Consider the following 20,296-nt stretch of genomic DNA (forward strand, 5'->3'; position numbering starts at 1 on the left):
TCCTCGACTCCATCTCTCACGGCACTAGCCTGGCGCCGGCCTTGTGGAGCATCACGGTGGGCCGCCCCGTCGCATAGGTGACGTACTCCCGTCGCAGCCGGAATCCGGCGGTCCAGGCGAGGAGGCGGCCGGGGCGGTCGTTACGTGAGCAGGACAGCATCGCGGTGCGGCCTCGGGCATCGATGTCCGCGCACAGACCGGTCAGGCAGGCATGGGCCAGATGCTCCCACCGGCGGCCGGAGACCATGAAACATGCGACCTCCTCGTACGCACTGCCGCGAAAATACGTGCAGGCCACGGCAAGAATCCGGCCTCTGCAGACTGCGGCCCAGCCGTGTCCCGAAGCGGCGAGACCTGCCGGGCCGTCCCAACTGGCGTGGATCCAGGCCGCTTCAGGACCCAGCGCGGCCAGAGCCCCGGCATCGGCAGGCACGAGCGGGCGTACGTACCGTCACACCATGCGTGGGACGCCGTGCCTGTGACGACGCGAGCGCAAGGCGGGCGTACACCATCCGCTCCGCAGGCTCGATCCTTTCGAACGAGGCGCGCAGGACCGGGAGGAAGCGGGACGGCGCCTCCACGTAGCTGCCGGCGAAAGGCGCAAGGGAGCCCTGGGCCAGTGCGTGCGGATCGCCGCGCAGGACTACCCGGCCGGCACAGCTCACGGCGACGACCTGTGGCTGGAGAACGCTGTCCGTCCACCAGCGGCCGACTCCGGTGCCGATGACGTGTTCGACGAGGGTGGCGGGGCCCGCCGTCCCGGCGGGGAACCACCGGGACGGCGCGGAGTCGGCTCCGGGCTGAAGCTGGATCATGAGACCACCTGATTCCGGTGCGGGCGCCCCTCACGGACCGTGCGAAGGCACATCACACTCCTTCGCGTCGACGGGGAGAACGAGGGGCGTGGGGGCGGCCGTTCACAGTCCGACGTCGCGGCCGTTGATGTCGGCCAGGGATTCGCGGCGTATCAGGAGCCGCGCGCGGCCTTCGTGGACGGCGACCACCGGTGGGCGGCCGACCGCGTTGTAACTGGAGGCCATGGAGAGGTGGTAGGCGCCGGCGACCGGAATGGCCACCAGGTCGCCCGGGTGGATGTCGCCCGGCATGGCCGCGTCCGCCGCGAGCACATCGCCCGCCTCGCAGTGCCGTCCGACCACGGTCGCCGAGCAGGGCTCGGCCGTCGAGCGGCGGCCGATGAGCCGGGGTGCGTAGCGGGAGCCGTACAGTGCGGGTCGCGGGTTGTCGCTCATTCCGCCGTCCACGGCCACGAAGAGACGGTCACCCGTCCTCTTCACGGCGAGCACCCTGTAGAGCGCGACGCCTGCGGGCCCGACCACCGCGCGACCGGGCTCGATGGTGAGCCGGGGTACGGGAATGCCGGCGGTGGCGCAGCTCGAGGCCAGTTCGCGGCGGATGCGTGCACCGAGGGACTCGACGTCGAGTGGAGTCTCCCCCGGCCGGTAGGCGACTCCGTGCCCGCCTCCCATGTCCAGCTCCGGCAGGACGATTCCGTGCTGGTGGCTGACCTGGGCAAGGAGCCCGACCATCCGTCGGAGCGCGGTCAGGTAGGGCTTGACCGTACTGATCTGCGAACCGATGTGGCAGTGCAGTCCGACCAGTTCCAGGCGCGGCTGGTCGAGTATGCGGGCGATGGCATGCTGGGCGCTCCCGTCGGTGAGGGAGAGCCCGAACTTCTGGTTGTCCGTGCCGGTGCGGATCGCGGCGTGGCCGCCTGCGCTCACGCCCGGGACCACGCGCACCAGCACCTTCTGGCGGGTGCCGTCCGGGACGAGCGCGGAGAGCCGGGCGATCTCCCACGCGCTGTCGATGACGATCCTTCCGGCGCCCAGGCGCAGTGCCGCGCTCAGGTCGTCCGGGCTCTTGGCGTTGCCGTGCAGCACGATGCGCTCGGGAGGGAAGCCGTTGGTGACGGCCAGCTCCAGCTCGCCCGCGGAGCAGACATCCAGGCCGAGGCCCTCCTCCTGCACCCAGTGCAGGAGGGCTCGGCACAGGAACGCCTTCGCCGCGTAGACGACGTCGGTGTCAGGGAAAGCCCGTACATAGGTGCGGCAGCGATCCCGTACCTCCCCTTCGTCCAGGAGGTAGACGGGGGTACCGAACCGCTCGGCCGCCTCGACGAGCGAGACGCCTCCCACCGCGACGTCGCCGTGGGACGACAGTCGGGCCGAAGTGGGCCAGACGGACAGACCGGCGGCGTTGCCCGCCGCAACGGGAGCGGCGTGCGGAGTGGTCCGGGCCGACGGTTGGACCGAGGGTCCGGGCACTGTTGTGGTCATGGTGATCCCTCAGCCGATCAAGAGGTTGATGCAGGAGACAACGACTGCGCTGCGGTCGCGCGGAGCGGGCCGGCCACGCGCGGATCCCTGGCCGCGCGGTGGGCGAGCCTGGCAGCGGAGGCGGCAGCGGGCCCGGGGGCGGCGAGCAGCGGGTCGACGACGAGGTCGACAACTCCCAGAGGCGCGACGAGCGCGCGTACCGCCGGTTCGGAGAGCCGGATCCAGGTCTGCCGCAGTCCCAGGGTGAGGGTCAGCTGTCGCTCGTCGGTGAAGGCGACCGCGGTACGGATGCCGAGGGGTGTGCGGAAGAGACGGGCGCAGTAGCCCATGGGACCTTGGCGGACCGGGACGAACAATGCTCCGCCCCGGTTCGGTTGAAGGGGGTCGGGGTCCTCGGCGCATCGGTTGTCGTTCATGGCACTCCTCGTGGAGACGGGCGGATCCCCGGACCACTGGTGGGCCGGGGCGCACCGATGACGCTATGCCCGCTCCCACCGGGTCGGCGGTGTCCGTTAGCGGACCCTTGATCCCGCACGCCCGACCTTTGACGCGCGATTGACGGAGCCCCCTCGCCCGGTCCCACCCGCACCGCCCCCAGGAGGGTCCGCCCGCATGGTGCGAAGTGGGTGGGACCGTGCCGATCGCCGGGCGGGGGTGGGTCAGAGCCAGTCGTTGCGGCGGAAAGCCCTGTACATGACGAGGCAGGCGACGGCGATGACGCCGAGCGCCATGGGGTAGCCGTAGGCCCAGCGGAGCTCAGGCATGTGCTCGAAGTTCATCCCGTAGACCCCGCACACCATGGTCGGTACGGCGATGATCGCGGCCCAGGCCGTGATCTTGCGCATGTCCTCGTTCTGCGCGACGGTCACCTGGGCGAGGTGTGCCTGGAGGATGGAGTCGAGCAGCGCGTCGAAGGACGTGATCTGTTCGGTGGCGTGGGTCAGATGGTCGGCGACATCACGGAAGTAGGCCCGCAGGTCCGGGTCGATGGGAGGCATGGGCTGGGTGGCGAGCTGTTGCAGGGGCCGGTCCAAAGGTGCCGCTGCGCGCTTGAGTTCCAGCAGTTCCCTCTTGAGCTGGTAGATCCAGCCCGCGTCGCCCCGGCCGCTGCTGCCGCTGAAGACGGCGGTTTCCACGGCGTCGATATCGTTCTGCACCGCGTCGGTGACGGCCAGGTAGTCGTCGACCACCTGGTCGGCTATCGCATGCAGGACCATCGCCGGGCCCTTGGCCAGTCGCTCCGGCGCGTCTTCGAGTGCCTCGCGCAACGGCCCCAGGGAACCGTGCCGTCCGTGCCGGACGGTGATGACGAAATCAGCTCCGACGAAGGCCATGAGCTGGCCGGTGTCGACCACCTCGCTGGTTGCCGTCAGCTCCCCGTGTTCGACGTAGCAGACCGTCTTGAAGACGGCGAACAGTATGCCGTCGTACCGCTCCACCTTGGGCCGCTGATGGGCGTGGACGGCATCCTCGATCGCGAGCGGATGGAGACCGAACAGCTCAGCGAGGCCGGTCAACTCCTCATGCTGCGGCTCGTGCAGACCGATCCAGACGAATCCGTCACCCGACTTGCGGACCCGCCGCAGAGCCTCTGCCGCGTCGCCGGCGCCGCTCTGCCGCGCACCGTCGAGATAGACCACGCAGTTCACCACCGAGCTGCCCAGCGGGGAACGCGCAGGATGACTGAGATCCACGGCACGCCGGTAACTGCGGCGGACCGCTCGGCGGATGTTGCTGAACGTGGACACGAGGGCTCCTTCGGCAGATCACCGGCCAGTGTGCCACCCCGAAATCCACGGGCCGGGGCCCGTCCACCGGTCAGCCGACCGGATGAGGTCCCGCATCACCTGAGCACCACTGATTCCACCGTCATGACCGCTTCCGCGAGCCCCGGCGGATGCGGCAGCTCCGGCGCTGTCCGCCCGGCCCAGCCGGGCCCGAGCATCAGGACGACCGGCTTCCTGCGGGCACCGCGCACACCCCATTCCATCGCCGCCACATACTGCGCCAGCGGGCGGCTCGCCGTGTTTCTGGACTGCGCCCACAGTCCCACCGCGGCCGGCCCCGTCCTGCCCACCGCGGCCACGAGTGACTCGACGGGCAGCGCACCACCGAACATGCGCACCGGGAGGCCACGTTCGGCCAGCGCTGCGGCCAGCACCTCCAACGGCAAGGTGTGGTTCTCCGCAGGCACACAGGCGAGCACGGTGGTGGCACCGGGCCGGTCGGCGACTCCGGGCGGGGCATGGCGCCGCAGCGCGCCGGAGACGTGCCAGGACAGGAAATGCTCGACTTCGACGTATCTCTCCCCCGAGCTCTCCCACTTGCGGCCCACCGCCTGAAGCGTGGGCGTGATCACCTCTGTCCAGGCAGCGACCAAGCCGTGTTCCTCGATCGCCGCCCTCAGCAGATCGTCGAGGGCGGCGCCGTCGAGCCGCAGGGCCGCGCGGGCGACTCCCTTGCACTCCTGGCGCGCGTCACCCAGCCGAAGGCCGGTGCCGGCCCGACTGCGCCCGCGGGCCACCGGCCGCCGGGAGGCAGCGGTACCCGACCGGAGCGGTGGGCCGTCCGGGACCCCCTCGTCGAGCACCAGACGGGCGGCCTCAGCGGGTGGCAACCCGGTCGCGGTCAGTGCACACATCCGCTCCAACCGTGCCACGTCCAGGTCGGTCCAGCGGCGGTGCCGTCCGCCGGTGCGCACGGTGGGGCCGAGACCGTAGCGGCGGTCCCACGAACGGATCGTGGTGGGTGCCACCCCCAGGCGCCGCGCCACTTCACCTGTGGTCAGCGCGCCACCGGGTCGCGTGTCAGCCGGGTCACCACCCTCACTTTCCGGGTTCATATCCCCACCTTACGACGCATAAGCGACGCGTGTTGCGTGCGTCACCTCGACTCATAAAACTGGCAGAAAAGCGGTCGAACGCAACGGCGGACGCGTTGGCGAACCGGCTCAGCGGGCCGCCCTCAGCACACGCTCAGTAGGCACGGCAAGAGGTCCGGGACCATGGGCACGAACACACGATCCACCGATGCTTGCCCCCCGGCCGCGACCGACGCCGGCCTTCGCCGACACGAATCGAACGTGGCTACGCCGACGGAACCGCCGCGTAGCCACGCAGGGCCCCGTCCCGTGCATCCAAGGCGGTGCCCGCGCACGAAACAGAGACGAGACTCCGCGGACCGGCGGAACCTCTCCACGAAAGGGAAGAGCTCATGACCTCCCGGACCCCCCTCACCCTCGCTGCCACGGTCAGCGCCTGCGCTCTGGCGCTCGGCGTCACGGCGCCCGCCATGGCAGCCCCCGCCGCGGACGGCGACGACCAGGCCATGGTGTCCGTCTTCCACGGCGTTCCGGGGCTGACCGTCGACGTCTATGCGAACGGTGACAAGCTGCTCGGCGACTTCAAGCCCGGCACGGTGACCGATCCGCAGGCGCTCGACGCCGGCACGTACGACATCCAGGTCTTCGAAGCCGGCCAGAGCCCCGACGGCACACCGGCCATCGAGAAGGAGGTCAAGGTACCCGCGGGAGCCGATGCCACGATCGCCGCCCACCTCTCCGCCGCCGGCAAGCCCCAGCTGACGGCCTTCGTCAACGACGTATCCGCAACCGACGCCGGACAAGCGCGGCTGACCGTGCGTCATGTCGCCGCCGCTCCAGCCGTCGACGTCCGAGCGGGTGGCCAGCCCGTCTTCAAGGGGCTGGAGAATCCGAAGCAGGACACCACCACGGTTGACGCAGGCACCGTCTCGACCGACGTCGTGCTCGCAGGCACGGACACCGTTGCCATCGGCCCGGCCGACCTGAACCTCAAGGAGGGAACCGACAACATCGTCTACGCCTGGGGCAGCGCCGCTGACAAGAACCTGAAGCTGGCGACCCAGACACTCAGTGGCACGGAATCCACACCGAACGCCGCCCACGCCGACGGCAGTGGCGCCGCCGTCACCACGAACCCGAGCGACCATTGGCTGACCGGGCGCTGACGGAAGCTCCGGTGGCCCGACGCGCGACCGGACGGCTCGGGTGACGTCGGGTTCGGACTCACTCCTCACGGTTTCGACCGCCGCTCCGGCGGCGGTCCTCACCTTGGGAAACGTTCCGACTGAACAGGCGCTCGTCGTCGAGTTCCGGCCCTGAGGGCCACCCTCGCCTCACTTCCCGAAGCCGAAAAGGGTGTCGACCTCACCCTCCGTACACCGGCCCGCCGCGCAGGCAACCGTGCGTGGGCGTACGCTCGCCTGTAGGGGTGAATCCCGCTCGAGAAGGCCCTGAACAGGGACGTTTCCGAGGAGGCGCGGTGACAGGACAGCGCATCGCCACACGTGCAGCCGCCTGTGCGGCAGTGGCCGTGCTCGCCGTCACCGGCGGCACGGTGGCGCAGGCGGACGACGACATCGAATCGCTCCCCGCCGAACAGATCGCCGACCGCTCCCGCGACGCCCTGCTGGACGTCGGTTCACTGCATCTGCGTGCGCGGGGCGACCTGGGAGAGAACCGCCCTCCGATGACTGTGGACCTCACCCTGGACCGCGACGGCAACTGCGTGGGCGGCGTCGACCTGGGCGACGACAAGGGCTCGGTCAAGATCGTCAAACGCGGCGACTCGGTGTGGGTGAAACCGGACGCGGACTTCTGGGAGAACCAGGTACCGATCGGTGGCTCGGCCTTCGAGTCCGTCCTCGCCGGGCGGTACATGAGGGGCTCCGCCTCCGACTCCAGGCTGCGGCCCGTCGTGGACGCGTGCGACCTGGACACCTTCCGCGAACTGGTCTCCGACAACGCCGACACGGCCGCCGGGACGTTCACCAAGGGGATGGTGACGACGGTCGACGGCGTACGCACCGTCCCGGTCACCAGGACACTGCACGGGCAGAAGCTGACGGCGTACGTGGACACCGAAGGCGCGCACCGCCCGGTGCGGATCACCGTGCGGGGCGACGGGGCGGACGCGGCCGTGGACTTCTCCGGCTTCGACGAGCCGGTCCCCACGGCCACGCCGCCCGCGGACCGGACGGTGGACGTCAGCGCCGTGCTCGGCCGGGCTCCCGCGCAGTCCTGAGGCCCGAACTCAGCGCCGTGTACAGCAGCAGTGAGGAGACCAGCCCGACGGCCCAGCCGTAGTCGGCGAGGGGCTTGAGCAACGGGATCAGCCCGTCGGCCGGGAACGGGCCCTTGCCCGGGGCCGAGTGGGAACCGCCGACCGCGAGGACGCCACCGACGGTGAAGGCCACGACGGCGCGCCAGTTCCAGCCGCCCGTGTACCAGTAACGACCCCCGGGCCGGTAGAGGTCCGGCAGGTCGAGAACTGTGCGGCGGATGATCCAGTAGTCGGCGATCAGGATGCCGGCCACCGTGCCGAGCAGGCCTCCCACCAGGCCCAGCCAGGTGAAGATGTACAGCTCGGGCGTCTCGGTGAGCTTCCACGGCATGATCAGGACACCGACGACCCCGGTGATCAGCGCGCCCGTACGGAAGTTGATGAGCTTCGGGGCGAGGTTGGCCAGGTCGTACGCGGGTGAGACGACGTTGGCCGCGATGTTCACGGAGATGGTCGCGACCAGCACGGTGATCAGTCCGAAGAGCAGGCCGAAGACGTTGTCGGTCTTCGCGACGAGCTGGACCGGGTCCCAGATCGCTTCCCCGTACACCGCCTGGGAACCGGACGTGACGAACACGGAGAGCAGCGCGAAGAAGGTCATCGTGGTCGGCAGCCCGAGCGACTGGCCCCGGATCTGTGCGCGCTGGCCGGCGCCGAAGCGTGTGAAGTCGGGGATGTTCAGGGAGAGCGTGGACCAGAAGGCGATCATGCCCATCAGGGACGGGAAGAAGACCGGCCAGAAGTCCGCGCCCCAGCCGAGGGCGGACGGCTGGTCCAGGAGCGGGCCGAAGCCGCCCGCCTTGACCGCGACCCAGACGAGCAGGACCACCGCGCCGACGATGACGAAGGGCGCCGCCCAGTTCTCGAAGCGGCGCAGGGTGTCCATGCCCCGGTAGATGATGGCGAGTTCGAGCGCCCAGAACAGGACGAAACAGAGCCAGAGCGTCCAGGGCTGCCCGCCGATCTCGCCGGCCCGTGCCCAGCCGCCGAAGATTTTGCCCAGCAGCGTGAAGATCCCGACGCCGCCGATCCAGGTCTGGATCCCGAACCAGGCGCAGGCGACGCCCGCCCGGATCAGCGCCGGCAGGTTGGCGCCGCGCAGTCCGAACGAGGCCCGGGCCAGGACGGGGAAGGGGATGCCGTACTTGGGACCGGCGTGCCCGGTCAGCAGCATCGGCGCCAGCACGATCACGTTGGCCAGGGCGATCGTGAGGACGGCCTGCTTCCAGTCCATGCCGAGCGCGACGAGCCCGGAGGCCAGCAGCCAGGACGGGATGTTGTGGGCCATCCCGATCCACAGGGCGGCGAAGTTGTACGTCGTCCAGCGGCGCCGTTCCAGGGGCACCGGCAGCAGATCGTCGTTGACGAAGCGGGAGTCGTCGGGGACGGCCCCGGGGGCGAGCTCGATCCGGCCCGACGGGTCGGCTATCCGCTCGCCGGACGGGGAGGGTGGGACGGGTGGGACGGTTGCGGTCATGGTGGCGTTGACCCTTCGCTCGGGGGAGATGCCGTGCGGGGCGCGGGCGCGTGGTGACTGGACAGCCGCTGAGGTGAGGCGGAGTGGGTCAGGCGGACAGCGCGGGGATGACCGTGGTGCCGTAGGCGTCGATGGTCGCCTCCCGCGCGTCGTGCATGTTGTAGACGGCGAACTGGTCGACGCCCAGATCGCGCAGGACCCGGAGCTTCTCGATGTGGGCCTCGGCGGGCCCCAGCAGACAGAACCGGTCCACGATCTCGTCGGGGACGAAGGCCGTGTCCGGGTTCCCGGTGCGGCCGTGATGGCTGTAGTCGTATCCGGAGCGTCCGGCGATGTACGCCGTGAGTGCCTCGGGCACGAGACCGGAGTGCTCCCCGTAGCGGGAGACGAGATCGGCCACGTGGTTGCCGACCATGCCGCCGAACCAGCGGCACTGCTCGCGTGCGTGGTCCAGGTCCTCGCCCACGTAGGCGGGCGCGGCCACGCAGATGGTGACGGAATCCGGGTCGCGTCCGGCGTCGGCGGCCGCGTCGCGTACCGCCTTGATCATCCACTCGGTGAGGTAGGGGTCTGCCAGCTGGAGGATGAAACCGTCGGCCTTCCGCCCGGCCAGGGCGAGGGCCTTGGGCCCGTACGCCGCCATCCAGACGGGCAGCTTCCCGTCCTTCACCCACGGGATCTGGAGGGGCTGCCCGTCGACGGTGGCCTCGCGCCCCTCGGCGAGATCGCGGATCACCTCGATGGCCTCGCCGAGCCTGGCCAGGGTGTTGGGCTTGCGGCCGGCCACCCGCATCGCGGAGTCCCCGCGCCCGATGCCGCAGACGGTGCGGTTGCCGTACATGTCGTTCAGCGTGGCGAAGGTGGAGGCGGTGACCTCCCAGGTGCGGGTCCCCGGGTTCGTCACCATCGGCCCGACGACGAGCCGCTCGGTGTGCTCCAGGATCCGGCTGTAGATGACGAAGGGCTCCTGCCACAGCACGGCCGAGTCGAAGGTCCAGCCGTAGCGGAACCCGTTCCGTTCCGCGCGGCGCATGAGTCCGACGACGGCCGAGGCGGGCGGGTCGGTCTGGAGGACGAGTCCGAAATCCATGACAGATGCTCCTACTCGAAGTACTGACACATGGCGCGCGGGTACAGCTGCCGTGACCGGGCCGGCGGGTGGGCTGTCCGCCCGCCCACTGTGAACGGTCGGCGCGAGTGGGCGGAGAGACTGCGGGCGGTGCCCTCGGCGACGTGCTCCGGGCAGAGCTTTCCACATCGGGCAGCGCCCGGCCTGCTGCCGCGGCTCTCCGGAACGCGAGTCGCGGGGGGACAATATTGGACCGCTTCCCCGGCTTTGGGAAGGGGCAGTCTACGCGCGAAGCTTCCACATGCGCGGAGCGTGGACGGCGGGTCCCCAGGCCGCCTGACCCGTGATCAGCCCTCATCCGCCCCCGAGGGAACGGCATCCCCGCCGAGCACGGCGGCGGACTCCCGGCGGCGCCGCTGTTCCGCGACGTCGGCCACGGGAGCGGAGAGCATGAGGGCGCGGGTGTAGGGGTGCCGGGGTTCGGTGGTGACGGCCTCGGCGTCGCCCGTCTCCACGAGGACCCCGCCCTTGATCACCGCCACCCGGTGGCTCATGAAGCGCACGACCGAGAGGTCGTGGGTGACGAAGAGGTACGCGACGCCCGTCTCCTCCTGTATCTCCAGCAGCAGTTCGAGAACCGTCCGCTGGGTGGTCAGGTCGAGCGCGGACACCGGCTCGTCGCAGATCACGAGCCTGGGGCGGAGCGCCAGCGCGCGGGCTATGGCGACCCGTTGGCGCTGTCCCCCCGAGAACTCCCGGGGCAGGCGGCTCGCCGCGTCCGGCGGGAGGTGGACCCGGGCGAGGAGATCGCCCACCCGGCCGCGTGCTTCCCTGACGCTCGCACCGTGCCCCAGGAGGGGCTCGCCGAGGGTGTCCCCGACGGTGCGGGAGGGGTTCAGCGAGGTGTACGGGTCCTGGAAGACGACCTGGAGGTCGCGGCTCAGCTCGCGGCGGCGTGACGCACCCGCCGTGTCGATTCGCTCGCCCGCGAACGTGATGCTGCCGGAGCGGGCCGGGACGAGTCCGAGGACCGCGCGCCCGATCGTCGTCTTGCCCGAGCCCGACTCGCCGACCAGGCCCAGGGTCTCGCCCGGCCTGATGTCGAGGGAGACCCCGTTGAGGATCTCGGTACGCGGGGCGCGCCAGCCCTTTCCCGGGTAGGAGACCCGGAGGTCCCTGATCCGCAGCAGGGCGTCGGGGAATGCGGATTCGTTGGTGCCGGTGCTGGTCATGCGGTGGTCTCCCTCGCCTCTCGGGGCTGCCAGGGCGCCCGGACCGGGGCATCGTCGAGGACCGCGCCGAGCAGGGTCCGGGTATAGGGGTCCCGAGGGGCGCGGAGCACCTGGTCGGTGGTTCCGGTCTCGACGATCCGGCCGCCGCTCATCACGGCCACGCGATCGCAGAGGTCTGCCACGACCCCGAGGTTGTGGGTCACCAGAAGTACGCCGAGTCCGCGGTCCTGCTGGAGCCTGCGCAGCAGACCGAGTATCTCGGCCTGGACCCGGACGTCCAGTGCTGTGGTGGGTTCGTCGGCGATGAGGAGTTCCGGGTCGCATGACATCGCGCCGGCGATCAGGACGCGCTGGGCCATGCCTCCGGAGATCTCGTGGGGGTACAACCGCATCGTCCGCCCGGGGTCCGGGATCTCAACCAGGCGCAGCAGGTCGAGGGCCCGTTCGGCGGCTTCCTTGCGCGAGATGCCCAGGACGTGGCGCATGGGCTCCATGAGCTGGCTGCCGATGGTGAACGCGGGGTCGAGATTGCTCATGGGTTCCTGCGGGACGTAGGCCACGGTGCCTCCCCTCAGCGCGCGGTGAGCACGCTCGGGCAGACCGACGACCTCCTGTCCCTTGATCATGATGCTGCCCGACCCGACCCGTCCGCCCTCGGGCAGTATCCCGAGCACCGAGAAGGCGGTCTGGGTCTTGCCGGAGCCCGACTCCCCCACCAGGCCCACGATCTCGCCGGGGTGCACGTCGAGGTCGATGCCGTGGACGACCTCCTTGCCCGTGCCGTCCGGGCGGGCGTAGGCGACGGTGAGGCCGCGGACCGACAGGAGCGCGGACGGTTCCGACGGCCTGTCAGCGACCGCCGTGGTCAGGGGGTCCTGGGGGCGGGCCCGCCTGCGGCGCCGCCCGGCCGGCTCGCCGCCGCGGTCCTCCAGTACGTCGCGCAGTGCCCCGGCGAGCAGGACGAGGCCGCCGTTGGTCAGGCCGAGGGCGAGTCCGGGCCACAGGATGAGAAGGGGCGCGCGCTGGATGTTCTGGAACGCCTCGTTGAGCATCGCTCCCCAGGTCGCCGACGAGCCGCTGCCGACGCCGAGGAACTCCAGACCGGCCTGGAGGCCGATGGCGATTCCGCCGACGAGGGCCACCTGGATGATGAGGGGGCCGCGGACGACGATCAGGATGTGCCGGGCGACGATGCGGGTGTCGGACAGCCCGGACACCTTCGCGGCGTCGACGTACAGCTCCTTGCGGACGTTGGCGACGATACCGCGGACCAGCCGGAAGAAGCCGGGGGCCACGAGCACCCCGAGCACGATCATCAGCACCCAGACGTTGGGGCCGAGGATGGCGCGGGAGGCGAGGAGCACCACCATCGCGGGCAGCGCCATGACGAGGTTGACGGCCCAGTTGGCGACGGAGTCGAACCGGCCTCCGTAGTAGCCGGCGTACAGGCCGGAGGGCACGCCCAGGGCGAGCGCGATCGCCAGGGCGACCACCGCACCGCCGAGTGTGCTGCGTCCGCCGTACAGGATGCGCGAGAGGATGTCCCGTCCGGCGGAGTCCATGCCCATGGGGTGCGCGCCGTCGGGTGCCGCGAACGCGTCCCCGAGCGAGGAGACGTCCGGGGCCTGCGGCGCGAGCAGGGGCGCGAGGACCACGGCGACGACGAGCAGGAGCAGTACTCCCGCGGAGATCGCGCCGAGCGGGTTGCGCAGGAGCCGGCGCAGGCTGCCGCCGCCTGCCGGGGCGGGCCGGGCGGCGGAGCCGTCGGGTGCCGGCAGGGACGGGCGGGACGCGACATGCGCGCCGGCCGGGAGGTTCTCGCTCACGCGGCCCTCGCCTTCGGGTTGAGCCAGCCGATCATGGTGTCGACCAGGAGGTTGATCAGGACGACTCCGATCACGGTGAACATGACGAGGGCCATGATCACGGGAATGTCGCCGCGGGTTGTGTACGTGACGGTCATGCTGCCGATGCCGGGGAGGCCGAAGATCTGCTCCACGAGCACCGCGCCGCCGAGCAGTCCGACGAACTGCATGCCGAGGACCGAGAGCGCCGGCGCGGACGCGTTGCGCAGGACGTGCCGGAACACGATCCGGGAGGTGGGGAGGCCGCGGGCGCGCAGGGTGCGGACGTAGTCCTGGCGCAGTACGTCGACGACCGCGCCCCGGACCTGCTGCGAGACCCCGGCGACGGAGGCGACCGCGAGGGACAGGATCGGCAGCGTGACGGTGGAGAGCCAGCCGCCGGGCGACTCGCTGAACGCGGTGTAGCCGATCGCCGGGAACCAGTTCAGGTTGACCGCGAAGACCAGCACGATCACCAGGGTGACGAGGAAGCCCGGCAGGGCGTATCCGGCCACTCCGAGGATCTGTACGAAGCGGTCGGCCGCACCACGCCGGACACCGGCCCAGACACCGAGCAGGAACGACACGACGGTGGTGACGAGCGTGACTCCCAGCGTGAGGCTCGCGGTGACGGGCAGCCGGCTCACGACCGCGGTCCCGACGTCCTCGCTGGTGAACCAGGAGGTGCCGAGGTCGCCGCGAACGGCGTGCGCCAGCCAGTCCGCGTACTGGGCGAGGACGGGCCGGTCCAGGCCGAGCGAGGCGTTCTTGGCGTCGACGGCCGCCTGGTCGGCGCCCTGGCCGAGGAGTTGCCTGCCGACGTCCGCGTCGGAGACCGACAGCAGCAGGTAGGAGAGAAGGGAGATGACGACCAGGAGCACAGCCCCTGCCGCGATCCTTCGGGCGATGAAGTTCAGCATGGCACTCGGTATCTGTTCGGCACTCGGCTGTCAGGGCCCGGCCGCCGGGGGTGGCCGGGCCTCACGGACCGCCCCCGGCGGGACCTCATGAGGCGGGTGCGTAGTTGTAGATCGAAGGAACGGCCATGCCGGACTGCGGAGTGATCTTCACCGTGCCGTCCGAGACGTGCAGGTAGGTCATCCGGTAGAAGGGCACGAACCAGCCGTCCTCGACGAGGTGTTCGTTGAGGGCCTTCGCCGCCTGCTCCGCCTCGGCGCCCTTGCCCGTCTGGATCTGCGGCATCAGCTTCTGCACAGTGGCGTCGGTCGTGCCGAACATGTTGAAGGCGCCGGGAGTCACCAGTTCGTTGACGACGACCCAGTCGGACGAGGACTGGCCCATGTTCATGACCATGCCGGAGTAGGCGCGGTCGGTGAACACCTTCTGGATGGCTGAGCTGCCGTCGAGGTCGTCCCAGACCAGCTTGATGCCGATGGCCTTGAAGTCCGTGGCGAGGGACGCGGCCAGGGCGTCGTTGACGATCGCGGAGATCCGGGGAAGCTTCAGTGTGAAGCCCTTGGCGTAGCCCGCGTCCTTCAGCAGGGCCTTGGCCTTGGCCGGGTCGCGTGCGTAGTAGGTGTCCAGCTTCGGGTCGTAGCCCTGCGCGTCCGGGCCGAAGACCTGGCCCGTGACCGTGCCCCTCTTCTGCCGGATGGTGGAGAGCATCGTGTCGCGGTCGATGGCGAGGTTGAGGGCCTGACGGACCCGGGGGTCCTTGAGCGCGGGAGTCAGCTGACCCGCGCGGTCGAACAACAGCAGCCCCTGGAAGTCGAATTCCTGCTTCGTCGTCTTGACCTCGGGGTCGGACTCGATGCTGATCTGCTGGTCGGCGGTCTGCAGGAGCGCCGCGTTGACCTGGCCGGTCCTGATGCCGTTGGCGATCGCCGTCTCGTTGTCGAAGAAGCTGATCGTGAGGTTCTCGTAGGGCAGTTGCTCACCCCAGTAGTCCTTGTTGCGCTCGTAGACCCACTTGGTCCCGATGGTCGTCTTCGTCTTGACGAGCCGGTAGGGGCCCGTGCCGTCGGGGGTGGTCTTGAGGCTGTCGGCCTTCGCGAACTTCGCCGGGTTCGCCATCAGGCCCGCGGCGTCACTCAGGTAGAACAGCATGGCCGGGTTGGCCTGCTTGAGGTCGAGGGTCACATGCGTGGGGTCCACGACCTCGACCGCCTCCAGGTCGTTCAGCCACTTCGCGTCGGCGCCGCCGCCCTTTCGGAAGTGCTCCATGTTCGCCTTGACGGCCGCCGCGTCGAACGCGCTGCCGTCGGCGAATTCGACGTCCTCGCGCAGGGTGAGGGCGAGTTCGGTGGCGTCGGCGTTGTACGTCCACTTCGTGGCGAGCATCGGGCTGAACTCACCGTTCGGCTCCCGCTTGACCAGGGTGTCGTAGGTGGCCTGGAAGAACGGCAGTGCGCTGCCGACGGCGTGCGCGGGGTCGAGGCTCTGCGGGAAGCTCATCGTGGCGATGTCCAGCTGCGAGCTGCCGGAGCTCTTGGCGCCCGAGCCCGCGCACCCCGCGAGGGTGAGGGAGATCGCCAGGGCGGCGGCGAGAGCCCCGGTACGAGTGGTTCTGCTCATGAGATTCGCTCCGTCTGGAGGGCCGGGGAAGGACGTCCCGGGTGAGAGTGGCGGTGAGCCTACACACGGAATTAACCAGTTGGTAGGTTTTTACGGTGGGAGTTCGGGCGCCTGGTAAATTCCGGGAGCGCACGACGTACCCGCAGGTCAGGACGGCCGACGCGGACGGCCCTCGGGGCCGTTCATGCGAGCGGCAGGGCAGACAGCTGCCCCGTGACGGCAGGAGGCCGCCGAGTTGAGTGACCGACCAGAGGGCACGCCGCAACGCCTGTCGAAGGGCGAGCGCACCCGCGCCCGCATCCTCGACTCGGCGACGGAGCTGTTCTCCCGCACCGGCTTCAACGCGGTCTCGCTGCGCGACATCGCCGCGCACGCCGGGATGACCCACGCCGGGCTGCTCCACCACTTCCCGGGCAAGGAGGCCATGCTCCTCGAAGTGCTGGCGCAGCGGGACCGGACAGACGCGCAGACCGTCTTCCCCGACATCGTCAGACCGGGTACACCGGCCCAGGCCTCCGACCGTCTGCGTGGCCTGGTCGACCTGGTGGTGCGCAACAGCCGGACGCACGGCATGGTCGCGCTCTATACGAAGCTGTCCGCCGAGGCGACCGACCCCGGCCACCCCGCGCACCACTACTTCAAGGAGCGCTACCGCGTCGTCAGGGCGGAGCTGACCGGACTCGTCGCGGCACTGCAGACCGAGGCGGATCCCCCCGTCGACGCGGAACCCGCCGTCGTCGCCGTCCAGTTGCTGGCGCTGATGGACGGTCTCCAGACCCAGTGGCTGCTGGAGCCCGAGGCCGTGCCGATGGAAGCGCTGGTACGCGCCTTCCTGACACGGCTCGGACTCGCCCCCGACGACGGTGCGGGGGCGGGCTCCGTCAGCGCGTGAGCGTCGCGAGTGCGGCATCGGCCGTACTTCTGTGCCCGGCGGCGTTGGGGTGGAACCCGGCAGCCTCCGCGGTGTCCGTGGGCTCGATCCAGCGAACGCCCGCCGGCTTGCAGGCGTCGTGCCCGACGGAGGGCGCGTAGGCGTCGACGTACACGTCCTGCTGCGCCCCCGCCTGTTGCGCGAGCATCGAGTTGAACTGCTTCTCCTTGTCCCTGATCCAGGGGAAGTCGCCGTTCGCGAGAGACACCGTCGGGCGGCAGGCCGTTCCGTCGTCGGGGAGGATGGCGGGGTATCCCACCACCAGCACCTCGGCGTGCGGTGACCTGACGTGGATCTCCGTCAGTACTGCCGAGACCTTGCCGGCCGTGGTGGCGACGCGGGAGCCGATCTCGTCGGTGCCCAGCAGCGTGAAGCTGGTCCTGCAGGGCGCGCCGTACGGGGCCACCTGGGCGAGGATGACGCAGCGGGTGAGGATGCCGGCCAGATCGAGGTCGTTGCCGCCGATGCCGATGGTGACCAGGGTCGTGTCGGGCCGCAGCGCGTCGAGTTGCGGAGGCACCGTCTCCTGCGGGTTCGTCATATGCGTGGTGTCGGCCCCGGCACAGGTGGCGTCGGTGAACGAGGTCGCGCCGAGCTCCGCCGCGATGAGGGACGGGTAGTTCCTGGCCGAGCGGCCACATGTCAGGTCGGTCTGCTCGGGTATGCCCGGCCCGGAGCTGAAGGAGTCGCCGAGCGCGACGTACCGGACGGCCTCCTTGCCCTGCGTGCCGGGGCGTTCCGCCGGGGTGCCCGCGGAGGCGGCCGCGGTGGAGGCGGTCAGGGCGGCCATGACGGTGGCGGAGGCGAGCGCGATGCGCGCCGTCCGGCGCGTGAAGCGGGAGAGTCCGATCCTTGCAGACGGCTGAATGGCAGGGGGCATGACCGTTCCTCGTTTCGTTCGTGGAAAGGAGGCGCGGCCTCAGGACGCGGTGCACTGCACTGTCCCGGAGCGGCGCGGCTCGAGCGCGAAAACCGTACGTTGAACGGTTTCTAGTCGTCAAGGGGTCACGCACAGGCCGGCACACAGCCATCCGCCGTACGGCTGACGTGCGAACGTGGCCCTTGACGACAAAAACCGATCAATTTACGGTTTTAAGATCGCGCGGTCCCGTGCGGTCACCTGGACCGAGCCCGGCCCGACCGGCCCGGATCCCCGCCCACCGCCACGCCCGCCCCGACCCGTTAGGTGCCGCATGACCCAGCAGACCCCGCCTCCCCCAGCCGTGGAACCGTCCGCTCACCGGCTCTCCCTCACCGAGAAGGCGTCCCTGACCAGCGGCGCCGGTGACTTCGTCACGGCGGCCGCACCGGAGGCGGGTATCCCCGCCGTCACCATGTCCGACGGCCCGCACGGACTGCGGCTCCCGAAGGAGAGCGGCGACGGCGGCCAGGTGGATCTCCACAGCGCCGCCCCCGCCACCTGCTACCCGCCCGCCGTGGCGCTCGGCAGCAGCTGGGACCCGGAGCTCGCCCACCGGGTGGCCGGTGCGCTCGCCGACGAGGCGACCGCCCACGGAGTCCGTGTCCTGCTCGGTCCCGGCATCAACATCAAGCGGTCCCCGCTGTGCGGACGGAATTTCGAGTACTTCTCCGAAGACCCGCTGCTCACGGCCGAGCTGGGCGGCGCCATGGTCCGCGGACTCCAGGAGTCTGGCGTCGGCGCGGCGCTCAAGCACTACGCGGCGAACAACCAGGAGACCGACCGCATGCGCGTCAGCGCCGACGTCGACGAGCGCCCGCTGCGCGAGATCTATCTGCGGGCCTTCGAACGCATCGTCCGCCGCGACCGCCCCTGGTCCGTCATGTGCTCCTACAACGCGGTCAACGGCACACCCCTGTCCGAGAACCACCGGCTGCTCACCGACATCCTCCGCACCGAATGGGGCTTCGACGGTGTCGTGATGTCCGACTGGGGTGCCGTGCGCGACCGGGTCGCCGCTCTCCGCGCCGGACTCGACCTCCAGATGCCGGGCACGCACGGGCGCACCGACGCCGAGGTCGTCGCGGCGGTGACGGCCGGAGAGCTCGACGAGTCGGTGCTGGACACCTCCGTCGAGCGGCTGGCCCGCTTCGCCCGGCGGACGGCCGGGGGTGAGCGGTCCGGCACCCGGATGTCCGTCGACGAGCACCACCGCCTCGCCGGGGAAGCCGCCGACCGGTGCGTCGTGCTCCTCAAGAACGAGCGGGACCTCCTGCCGCTCGATCCGACGAGCGGCAGCGTGGCCGTGATCGGCGAGCTGGCACGCACCCCGCGCTACCAGGGCGCCGGCAGCTCCCAGGTCACCCCGACCCGGCTCGACACGCCGCTGGACAGCCTGCGCGAACTGGCCGACGGAGCCCGCGTGGACTTCGCCCCCGGCTACACGGTCCCCGGTGGCGCGGCCACCGCCCTGGCGGCGGAGCCGACCGACGGCCTGGGCGACGAAGCCGTGCGACTGGCCGCCGCCTGCGACACGGCGGTCGTCTTCCTGGGCCTGTCGGCCGCCGACGAGTCCGAGGGCTTCGACCGCGATCACATCGACCTGCCTGACGACCAACTGCGTCTGCTGGAACGCCTCGTCGCGGCGAACCCGCGCGTCGCTGTCGTGCTGTCCAACGGCGGTGTCGTGCGCACCGGCCCCTGGCACGGCACCGTGCCCGCCCTGGTCGAGGGCTGGCTGCTCGGCCAGGCGGGGGGCGGCGCACTGGCCCGGGTGCTCTTCGGTGCCGTCAACCCGTCCGGCAAGCTGGCCGAGACCGTTCCGCTGCGCCTGGAGGACTCGCCGAGCCACCTCTCCTTCCCCGGGGAGGAAGGCCACGTCCGTTACGGCGAGGGCGTGTTCGTCGGGTACCGGGGCTACGACGCCGCGGCCCGTGAGGTCGCCTTCCCCTTCGGCCACGGGCTGTCGTACACGGCCTTCGCGTACACCGGTATGCGCGTCGTGCAGGCCAGGGACGCCTTCTCGGTGTCCGTCACCGTCACCAACACGGGCCGGATCCCCGGACGCGAGGTCGTCCAGATCTACAGCAGCGGTCCGGCCGGGTCCACGGTCGCCCGTCCCCCGAGGGAGCTGCGCGCCTTCGCGTCCGTGTCCCTCGCCCCCGGGGAGAGCCGGGAGGTGACCGTCGAGGTGGCACGCGGCGAACTCGCCCACTACAGCGCACGCGAGGGCGCATGGCGGGTCGAGGGCGGTGACTACAACATCGAGGCCGGCTCGTCCTCCCGCGACATCCGGCAGTCGGCCGTGGTCGGCGTGGAGGGTGACCCGTCGCGCATCGCGCTGAGCGGCCGCAGCACGATCGCGGAATGGCTGAACCATCCGGTCGGGGGCCCGCTGCTGATGGAGAGGTTCCTGGCCGCCCGGGCAGAGGCGGGAGCGGCTGCCGGTGCCATGGAGGACCCGGCGATGGCACGGTTCCTCGCCGGGATGCCCCTGGAGGTGATCGCCGAGTTCCCGCAGAGCCCCGTGGGACCGGAGGGGGTGGCCGAACTGACCGCACTGGCCGCCGTCGGCACGCCGCCCGGGAACGAGTGAGATGACGGCACGCCCGACGGTGGACGGAAGCGTGCGGCCCGGCTGGGAGGCGGTCCGGGACGCCTTCACGCAGGGCCAGGCCTACGATCCCGGTCATGCCCAGCTGGCCGTGCACCACCACGGCCGGCTGGTCGTGGACCTGTGGTCCACGGGCGCCACGGGCATCGGCGCGGCGGGCCCGGCGGCCACCGACGCGGCGGCCCCGGCCCGCCGGGCGTTAGGGGCGGGCTCGGGCGGCGTCCGGTTGTGGGTGTCCAAGGCCCAGGTCGCCGTCAGCGCGCAACAGCTGTGCAA

Annotated in this window: 17 protein-coding genes and 1 pseudogene; 6 read left to right on the forward strand and 12 right to left on the reverse strand. The window is 70.7% G+C overall.

Annotated elements, in window-relative coordinates; translation table 11 throughout:
* Window positions 1-16 precede the first annotated feature (16 nt).
* Window positions 17-433: a GNAT family N-acetyltransferase gene (locus ACFWFI_RS00425; protein WP_387383799.1), complete on the reverse strand. Its 417-nt coding sequence runs from the start codon at window positions 431-433 to the stop codon at window positions 17-19.
* Between the two features lie 190 nt (window positions 434-623).
* Between ACFWFI_RS00425 and ACFWFI_RS00430 the strand changes: the two genes are divergently transcribed.
* Complete coding sequence (locus ACFWFI_RS00430; protein ID WP_387383800.1) at window positions 624-827, forward strand: hypothetical protein; 204 nt, start codon at window positions 624-626, stop codon at window positions 825-827.
* 90 nt (window positions 828-917) lie between these two features.
* On the opposite strand, the gene lysA is transcribed toward ACFWFI_RS00430, so the two are convergent.
* The 4 genes from lysA to ACFWFI_RS00450 form a co-directional block, all read right to left on the reverse strand.
* Window positions 918-2,297: a diaminopimelate decarboxylase gene (gene lysA / locus ACFWFI_RS00435; RefSeq protein WP_387383802.1), complete on the reverse strand. Its 1,380-nt coding sequence runs from the start codon at window positions 2,295-2,297 to the stop codon at window positions 918-920.
* A 17-nt stretch (window positions 2,298-2,314) separates the two neighbouring features.
* Entirely contained in the window at window positions 2,315-2,713 is a 399-nt protein-coding gene (locus ACFWFI_RS00440) for an SAV_915 family protein (protein WP_387383804.1), read from the reverse strand.
* Between the two features lie 243 nt (window positions 2,714-2,956).
* Window positions 2,957-4,045, reverse strand: a complete 1,089-nt coding sequence (locus ACFWFI_RS00445; protein WP_387383806.1) for a magnesium and cobalt transport protein CorA — start codon at window positions 4,043-4,045, stop codon at window positions 2,957-2,959.
* 95 nt (window positions 4,046-4,140) lie between these two features.
* Entirely contained in the window at window positions 4,141-5,139 is a 999-nt protein-coding gene (locus ACFWFI_RS00450; protein ID WP_387383808.1) for a MerR family transcriptional regulator, read from the reverse strand.
* Window positions 5,140-5,510: 371 nt separating this feature from the next.
* Here ACFWFI_RS00450 and ACFWFI_RS00455 point away from each other — a divergent pair, with 371 nt between their 5' ends.
* Together ACFWFI_RS00455 and ACFWFI_RS00460 are read left to right on the forward strand one after the other, a co-directional pair.
* Window positions 5,511-6,284 (forward strand): DUF4397 domain-containing protein, encoded by a 774-nt coding sequence (locus ACFWFI_RS00455; protein ID WP_387383810.1) that lies wholly within the window; start codon window positions 5,511-5,513, stop codon window positions 6,282-6,284.
* 314 nt (window positions 6,285-6,598) lie between these two features.
* On the forward strand, window positions 6,599-7,360 hold the full coding sequence (locus tag ACFWFI_RS00460) for a hypothetical protein (RefSeq protein WP_387383812.1): 762 nt from the start codon (window positions 6,599-6,601) through the stop codon (window positions 7,358-7,360).
* On the opposite strand, the gene ACFWFI_RS00465 is transcribed toward ACFWFI_RS00460, so the two are convergent.
* The 6 genes from ACFWFI_RS00465 to ACFWFI_RS00490 form a co-directional block, all read right to left on the reverse strand.
* On the reverse strand, window positions 7,323-8,876 hold the full coding sequence (locus ACFWFI_RS00465) for an NCS1 family nucleobase:cation symporter-1 (protein WP_387383814.1): 1,554 nt from the start codon (window positions 8,874-8,876) through the stop codon (window positions 7,323-7,325). The genes ACFWFI_RS00460 and ACFWFI_RS00465 overlap by 38 nt on opposite strands.
* A gap of 88 nt (window positions 8,877-8,964) precedes the next feature.
* Window positions 8,965-9,966, reverse strand: a complete 1,002-nt coding sequence (locus ACFWFI_RS00470; RefSeq protein ID WP_387383816.1) for a TIGR03842 family LLM class F420-dependent oxidoreductase — start codon at window positions 9,964-9,966, stop codon at window positions 8,965-8,967.
* Between the two features lie 326 nt (window positions 9,967-10,292).
* Entirely contained in the window at window positions 10,293-11,177 is an 885-nt protein-coding gene (locus tag ACFWFI_RS00475) for an ATP-binding cassette domain-containing protein (RefSeq protein ID WP_387383818.1), read from the reverse strand.
* The gene (locus ACFWFI_RS00480) at window positions 11,174-12,955 is read right to left on the reverse strand and encodes a dipeptide/oligopeptide/nickel ABC transporter permease/ATP-binding protein (RefSeq protein WP_387383836.1); all 1,782 of its coding nucleotides are present in this window, start codon (window positions 12,953-12,955) and stop codon (window positions 11,174-11,176) included. The genes ACFWFI_RS00475 and ACFWFI_RS00480 overlap by 4 nt, the downstream gene beginning before the upstream one ends.
* 44 nt (window positions 12,956-12,999) lie before the next feature.
* Window positions 13,000-13,941 (reverse strand): ABC transporter permease, encoded by a 942-nt coding sequence (locus tag ACFWFI_RS00485; protein ID WP_387383820.1) that lies wholly within the window; start codon window positions 13,939-13,941, stop codon window positions 13,000-13,002.
* 85 nt (window positions 13,942-14,026) lie between these two features.
* Window positions 14,027-15,556, reverse strand: a complete 1,530-nt coding sequence (locus tag ACFWFI_RS00490) for an ABC transporter substrate-binding protein (protein ID WP_387383822.1) — start codon at window positions 15,554-15,556, stop codon at window positions 14,027-14,029.
* Window positions 15,557-15,791: 235 nt separating this feature from the next.
* Here ACFWFI_RS00490 and ACFWFI_RS00495 point away from each other — a divergent pair, with 235 nt between their 5' ends.
* Window positions 15,792-16,448 (forward strand): TetR/AcrR family transcriptional regulator, encoded by a 657-nt coding sequence (locus ACFWFI_RS00495; RefSeq protein ID WP_387383823.1) that lies wholly within the window; start codon window positions 15,792-15,794, stop codon window positions 16,446-16,448.
* Here the strand turns inward: ACFWFI_RS00495 and ACFWFI_RS00500 are convergent.
* Entirely contained in the window at window positions 16,438-17,367 is a 930-nt protein-coding gene (locus tag ACFWFI_RS00500; RefSeq protein WP_387383826.1) for an SGNH/GDSL hydrolase family protein, read from the reverse strand. The genes ACFWFI_RS00495 and ACFWFI_RS00500 overlap by 11 nt on opposite strands.
* 313 nt (window positions 17,368-17,680) lie before the next feature.
* Between ACFWFI_RS00500 and ACFWFI_RS00505 the strand changes: the two genes are divergently transcribed.
* Both ACFWFI_RS00505 and ACFWFI_RS00510 read left to right on the forward strand, forming a co-directional pair.
* Complete coding sequence (locus ACFWFI_RS00505; protein WP_387383828.1) at window positions 17,681-20,002, forward strand: glycoside hydrolase family 3 C-terminal domain-containing protein; 2,322 nt, start codon at window positions 17,681-17,683, stop codon at window positions 20,000-20,002.
* Between the two features lies 1 nt (window position 20,003).
* Window positions 20,004-20,296: pseudogene (locus tag ACFWFI_RS00510) on the forward strand (hypothetical protein); the annotation flags it as partial.

Origin of the sequence: Streptomyces sp. NPDC060209, from assembly GCF_042728155.1 — a bacterium.
GTDB lineage: Bacteria > Actinomycetota > Actinomycetes > Streptomycetales > Streptomycetaceae > Streptomyces.

What these genes read in the sequence shown, in the direction of transcription:
- lysA (WP_387383802.1), bottom strand. Translation starts at nt 2,297, where the DNA reads ATGACCACAACAGTGCCCGGACCCTCGGTCCAACCGTCGGCCCGGACC.
- ACFWFI_RS00440 (WP_387383804.1), bottom strand. Translation starts at nt 2,713, where the DNA reads ATGAACGACAACCGATGCGCCGAGGACCCCGACCCCCTTCAACCGAAC.
- ACFWFI_RS00450 (WP_387383808.1), bottom strand. Translation starts at nt 5,139, where the DNA reads ATGAACCCGGAAAGTGAGGGTGGTGACCCGGCTGACACGCGACCCGGT.
- ACFWFI_RS00455 (WP_387383810.1), top strand. Translation starts at nt 5,511, where the DNA reads ATGACCTCCCGGACCCCCCTCACCCTCGCTGCCACGGTCAGCGCCTGC.
- ACFWFI_RS00465 (WP_387383814.1), bottom strand. Translation starts at nt 8,876, where the DNA reads ATGACCGCAACCGTCCCACCCGTCCCACCCTCCCCGTCCGGCGAGCGG.
- ACFWFI_RS00470 (WP_387383816.1), bottom strand. Translation starts at nt 9,966, where the DNA reads ATGGATTTCGGACTCGTCCTCCAGACCGACCCGCCCGCCTCGGCCGTC.
- ACFWFI_RS00475 (WP_387383818.1), bottom strand. Translation starts at nt 11,177, where the DNA reads ATGACCAGCACCGGCACCAACGAATCCGCATTCCCCGACGCCCTGCTG.
- ACFWFI_RS00485 (WP_387383820.1), bottom strand. Translation starts at nt 13,941, where the DNA reads ATGCTGAACTTCATCGCCCGAAGGATCGCGGCAGGGGCTGTGCTCCTG.
- ACFWFI_RS00490 (WP_387383822.1), bottom strand. Translation starts at nt 15,556, where the DNA reads ATGAGCAGAACCACTCGTACCGGGGCTCTCGCCGCCGCCCTGGCGATC.
- ACFWFI_RS00500 (WP_387383826.1), bottom strand. Translation starts at nt 17,367, where the DNA reads ATGCCCCCTGCCATTCAGCCGTCTGCAAGGATCGGACTCTCCCGCTTC.
- ACFWFI_RS00505 (WP_387383828.1), top strand. Translation starts at nt 17,681, where the DNA reads ATGACCCAGCAGACCCCGCCTCCCCCAGCCGTGGAACCGTCCGCTCAC.